Here is a 5116-nt window from a genome sequence, read left to right as displayed (position 1 = left end):
CACAACGGTATGCTAAGAACAAAAATGCCGTTCACTCTTAAGTGAACGGCATTAAGGCTTAGGCTTCCTTTTTACTTTGTCATGGTGTGTAACTTTATAAACCTATCAGCTGTTGTAGGTAGTTTTTGTTAACGAGCGCAACATGACAAAAAAACTCGCTGATTTATCAATCAATGAGTGTACAACCCGAAAGACTGTGTTAACATGCACTCGCTCTGTTAGCCGGAGTTATTTAAGTTAGATGAATAGTAAAAAATGACATGTAAAATCGTTACCCGTTTTTGTAAGTAGTTTTTCCTTATTTCTTAGCAATATTAAATAATTCAATTATCAGCGCATTGCAGTAATGCAATCAACAATTTAGAAAATTTATGAATAAGGGACAAATTATGTCTAACACAAATACTGGCACTGTAAAATGGTTTAACGAAGAGAAAGGTTTCGGTTTCATTTCTCAAGACAACGGCGGCGCTGACGTATTCGTACACTTCCGTGCTATCGCTTCTGAAGGTTTCAAAACTCTGAAAGAAGGCCAAAAGGTTTCTTTCGAAGTTGAAAACGGTCAAAAAGGCCTACAAGCAGCAAACGTTGTTGCTCAATAATTAGCTTTTAGCTAAAAAGAATTTTAAAGCGCTGATTTTTATCGGCGCTTTTTTATGCCTGAAATAAACTTCCACTGAGTTACTACCTCTTCCACACTCACCCGTATTACCCATTTTTCGGCAGAGTGTTTGAACAAGCTTGGCTAACCCATTATTGACCGCGATTGGTATTACAGCCCCCATCACCAACAGCCGCCCCCACCCAACCGGACCACTCCTCTTTGGTCAAATAACACCCTATTTATTATTCGATATAAATATGCAATCGATTTCCATAATGAAAATGAGTTGTTTACCCAATCCTCATCCATTAATTATATAATTTTTAAAGCAAAGATCGGTAAAATCCGCTAATCTTGGTCGCAGTGGCTTAGTTAGTTTGGTATCTGCAGTAAAAATCATGAAAAAAGACGAATTTCAAAAATCCACCGCAAATCTAAAAAAAGCGGTGCCTCTTATGATGAAGAACCGGGTGTCTACTACACCTGCAAATTACGCACTTTGGTACACCTATGTTGACAATGCTATCCCACAGCTGACTAAAGACATGGATGGTATCTTGGAATACTATGGCATTTGTCCTCCAGCCGTTGGTGAGCAGCTTTACAATAATTATGTTGCTAGCAAGTCTGAAACGAATATCAATGACCTCCGCGCTAATTTAGAGTTGTTGGTCTCGGAAGTTTCGAATTCGATGAATGACACACTGACCGATACCTCTGCTTTTTCTGAGATGATTGATAAAAGCTTCGAGGATTTGGCCCGCGTTGACAATGAAAGTTTATCGATCGATGAAGTCATGTCTTTAGTTCGTCAGTTAGTTTCTGAATCTCGTCATATTCGTCACTCTACTCAATTTTTAAATTCTCAGTTGAATTCTGCAACATCAGAAATCACTAAGCTAAAATCTCAGCTGGTAGAAGTGCAGAAAGATGCACTCTTTGACAGCACAACGACACTCTATAACCGTCGCTCTTTCGACCGTGATATAGAAACCCTGTGTGAAGCGAAACAACCTCTGTGTTTGATTCTTCTCGATATCGATCATTTTAAAAACTTCAACGACACTTATGGCCACCTATTTGGTGACATGGTTCTTAAAGGCATTGCGCGCAAATTAAAACAAATGTGCCGTGAAGGTATTTCTGCTTACCGATTTGGTGGTGAAGAGTTCGCGATAATCGTGCCAAACAAATCATTACGCATTGCACGCCAGCTTGCTGACACCAACCGCCGCTCTCTAGAAAAGCTATCGATTAAAGATCGTCGTAGCGGGCAACAGGTAGGTAGCATCACCGCATCGTTTGGTGTTGCTGAGCTTGAACCCGGTGAATCGGCACAATCACTGATCGAACGCGCTGATAAGCTACTTTACGAAGCGAAGTCACTTGGTCGAAATAGAGTGATGCCGCTGTAGTCTGCAATCATCTAAACAAATTTACAGTTAAACGACGTACTAACTAGGCTCAAGGCTCAGGCTCAGGCTCAAAAATAGACTCGTAATTAACATCGAAAGCAAAAAGCCCCAATCAATAACCAGTAGGTTAATGGTTGGGGCTTTGTCGTTTATGCATAGTCGTCAGTGTTTAATGCTAAATACATTCAGAGTATTTAACACTACACTGGTTCTACATCTTTCATAAATACCAAAGATGTAGCTGTGACATTAAAGGGCGTAGCAATAGTTAAGACAGTAATCCTCACCGCTCTTAGCTCGGAACTCTTTGTCTTCGCTGCATGCTTTTGGTTTACCCTTCTCATCACCTTGAACTAGGCTGATCCAGTGACGTATTGCTGTAGTGATTCCTTGACGCTCAGTATTCGTTTGTACCGCTTCCATTGGCGACTGGCCAAACGTGGTGCACGACTCTAACTGAATATCATCGATATCGACCAATTCAATACACCCCGTCCCTTTATGACAACCAAACATCACTTCTAAATGGCTTCCACTGCTATCTCGGAACAAGATTGAGTCTGGGTCACACTTCTCACCCATGTAAGCTACAAACTGCTTAGGATGCTTTAGACCGCTGTGTTGGCCACCTTTGAAATAAGCCATGATATGGCGGTAATCAACTACGTAGCTCGTTACATCTTGATGTGAGCCGTTCTCTAATGGGAACAATCTGTCTAGCAGTTGCTTCGCTTTGAGTTGCTTCTCAGTTTGCTGTTTGGCACTGATAGTCTCCACGGCAAAGACAGCTTCAGCGATAAATGGTTTTGTTTGTTTTTGGATTTCTGTTTTATCGAATGTCAGCATATTCATAGTCTTTCCCTCTTGACCAACCCGGTGAACATTCACCGATTTTTATAGCAAAAATGTGTCCTAGAGCAATTATTCCAAACTAACGTTTAACTTATTTGTCATTTTGTGAATTGCTTAGTTTGTAGACTAGCGCTTTTTTGCCTACAATTTCACAACAAAAATTTTACAATGTGAATTTTACAAATATGGCCTTGTCAAAAAGTTTAGTTCGTCAGTCTCATTTCCTAGGTACGAAAATACGTAACCTAAGAAAACGTAACCATTTAACGATGGAAGATCTGTCTGCGCGTTGTATTAGAATCAACCCAGAATACGCACCTTCCGTTTCTTACCTTTCAATGATTGAACGTGGAAAGCGCGTCCCAAGCATCGATATGCTAGAAGTAATCGCGCAGGTCTTTCAGAAGAACCCAACCTGGTTCCTTGACGACGAATCTGAACAACAAGCCATTGCTCCTGATAAAGGGAATCGTGGTGGGATAAGTGGCATGGCACTCGAGCCTAGCTTTCTTTTCTCCAACGACATCCTGCAAATTGCAATTCCAGAGATGCTATCTCAAACGGGGATCTCAGGCCGCCAGTTTGCACACCTCTTAATTCGAGCACACCAAGAAAGCAATCAGAACCACTTCCCTGACCTTGAGCGCGCAGCGGAAGAAGTTGGCTTAAAACGTCTTAACCTCAGCGTAGAAGATCTGATAGACATCGCTAGAAGCCTTGGAATTAACATCCGTTGGGTAACACGCACACCGAAAGACGTTGTTGATGAACTCGGAATTAATGCCAAACAGCTAGTCACTTCGTTCTTTGAACCTCCTAGCACAATCTTCTTAAATGAAATCCTGAAAGAGTACCCCACTCGTCTGAAATACGATTTATCGGTCTATATTGGCCATTGTATTCTGCATAGCAAAGAAGGCTTAAAGAGTGTGTTGTCGGTCGGCAACAACAACACATGGGACGACAACCAGGTTTCAGGCTCTTCGCAACTTAATTCTCAAGATATTCTTCAAGCATGGCGAGACTTTGAATCTAGCTTCTTTGCTGGCGCACTTCTTTGCCCGAAAGTTCCATTTAGACAGTTGCTTGACCGCACTGGTTACGAAATCGACGTTCACAAAAGAGCGGGGGTTTCCCCCTCTGTTGCTATGCGTCGAATGACGGTAGTATCGCCCTACCCTCACTGGCACTACTTTGATGCTTATGGGCCAGGGAAACTCAAGGCGGTGTACCGCGGGAACGGGATTCCACTGCCTTGGGGAAATATGAGAACTGTTGCCGACCCATGTCAACATTGGGCTGTATTCCGTCGATTGTCAGAACCTCGCGCAGGGAGTTCGGCTCAAATATCTATTTTAAATGTGGGTGATGAACCAAGAATCTACTGCTGTGAATCCATCAATATGACGGACCCTGCAGGTAACAATCGCGTATTGTGTGCAGGCATAGACCTTAACCCTGCAATTGATGCACAAGGCGGTAATTCAAGAGACATTGCAGAGCAACTTAAAGCATCATGCGTTAACAATGGTGGCTCGGTGGTAATCCCGCGTAACATCAAGAAAGATCTCACGACAATAGCCAAGATTCTAAATATAAATTGGATTGAACGTGGGATTGAGACAGAGGCTAGGCTTATCTGCTCCCGAGGTGGAGAATGCCCGCGCCAACCAAGCTGTTACTCAAAGTGTGGTGAGTGTTAGCGCAAGAATGGTATGAGCATGATTAGTAAATTGTCGTGCTCTGCTTGTTTTGCTTGAGCTAACTGCACTTAATAATAAGTGTAGTAATAACAATTAATAAAAAGTAATACCAACAAGTAGAACTCAAAATTCAGGCAAAAAAAAACCAATCACAAAAGGGTGATTGGTCATATATTTTGTGTGAACAATATGGGTTCACTAACAACGTCAGTTGGCTAGGTGACCCTCGGCTTAAGAAGGGTCACTATTACTAATGCACTATGCGTGCCAACTTTAAATATACGTATTTACTACGCATCTGAACACGTATTCGCCATAAATGCCTGTTTGTTTTGCAAACTGAAATTGCAAATTGCAAAACCCAACAAATCGCTAGTGATTATGTTGTTATTAATAGATCATTAAAGATTAATTTCTCTTCCTATAAATACCTACTTTTCAATAAATTCGATAGCTTCAACTCTGAAGAAACCTCTTCTTGTTTGATTAGGGCGTGTTGACCTTTCGAGCTGATTTTTGCAGCGAGTTGCTGGGTATTTATA

At 41.6% G+C, this 5116-nt stretch carries 4 protein-coding genes; 3 read left to right on the top strand and 1 reads right to left on the bottom strand.

Annotated elements, in window-relative coordinates; translation table 11 throughout:
* Positions 1–389: 389 nt before the first annotated feature.
* A complete protein-coding gene (locus tag ACED53_RS22735; protein WP_004730009.1) occupies positions 390–602 on the top strand; it encodes a cold-shock protein in 213 nt (70 codons plus the stop codon).
* 400 nt (positions 603–1002) lie between these two features.
* On the top strand, positions 1003–2019 hold the full coding sequence (locus ACED53_RS22730) for a GGDEF domain-containing protein (protein ID WP_009845697.1): 1017 nt from the start codon (positions 1003–1005) through the stop codon (positions 2017–2019).
* 249 nt (positions 2020–2268) lie between these two features.
* Here ACED53_RS22730 and ACED53_RS22725 read toward each other — a convergent pair whose 3' ends face one another.
* The gene (locus tag ACED53_RS22725; RefSeq protein WP_017100963.1) at positions 2269–2871 is read right to left on the bottom strand and encodes a malate synthase; all 603 of its coding nucleotides are present in this window, start codon (positions 2869–2871) and stop codon (positions 2269–2271) included.
* Between the two features lie 170 nt (positions 2872–3041).
* On the opposite strand from ACED53_RS22725, the gene ACED53_RS22720 reads away from it, so the two are divergent.
* A complete protein-coding gene (locus ACED53_RS22720) occupies positions 3042–4574 on the top strand; it encodes a DUF3612 domain-containing protein (RefSeq protein WP_017097047.1) in 1533 nt (510 codons plus the stop codon).
* Positions 4575–5116: the final 542 nt, after the last annotated feature.

This window comes from Vibrio sp. 1F169, from assembly GCF_041439605.1.
In the GTDB taxonomy this organism is placed as follows: domain Bacteria; phylum Pseudomonadota; class Gammaproteobacteria; order Enterobacterales; family Vibrionaceae; genus Vibrio; species Vibrio tasmaniensis_A.
The sequence above is the reverse complement of the archived record's forward strand: the minus strand, read 5'-3'. Positions and strand labels throughout refer to the sequence as shown.

Bases quoted from the DNA above. Each gene is read 5' to 3' on its own strand.
- ACED53_RS22730 (WP_009845697.1), top strand. From the start codon at position 1,003: ATGAAAAAAGACGAATTTCAAAAATCCACCGCAAATCTAAAAAAAGCG.
- ACED53_RS22725 (WP_017100963.1), bottom strand. From the start codon at position 2,871: ATGAATATGCTGACATTCGATAAAACAGAAATCCAAAAACAAACAAAA.
- ACED53_RS22735 (WP_004730009.1), top strand. From the start codon at position 390: ATGTCTAACACAAATACTGGCACTGTAAAATGGTTTAACGAAGAGAAA.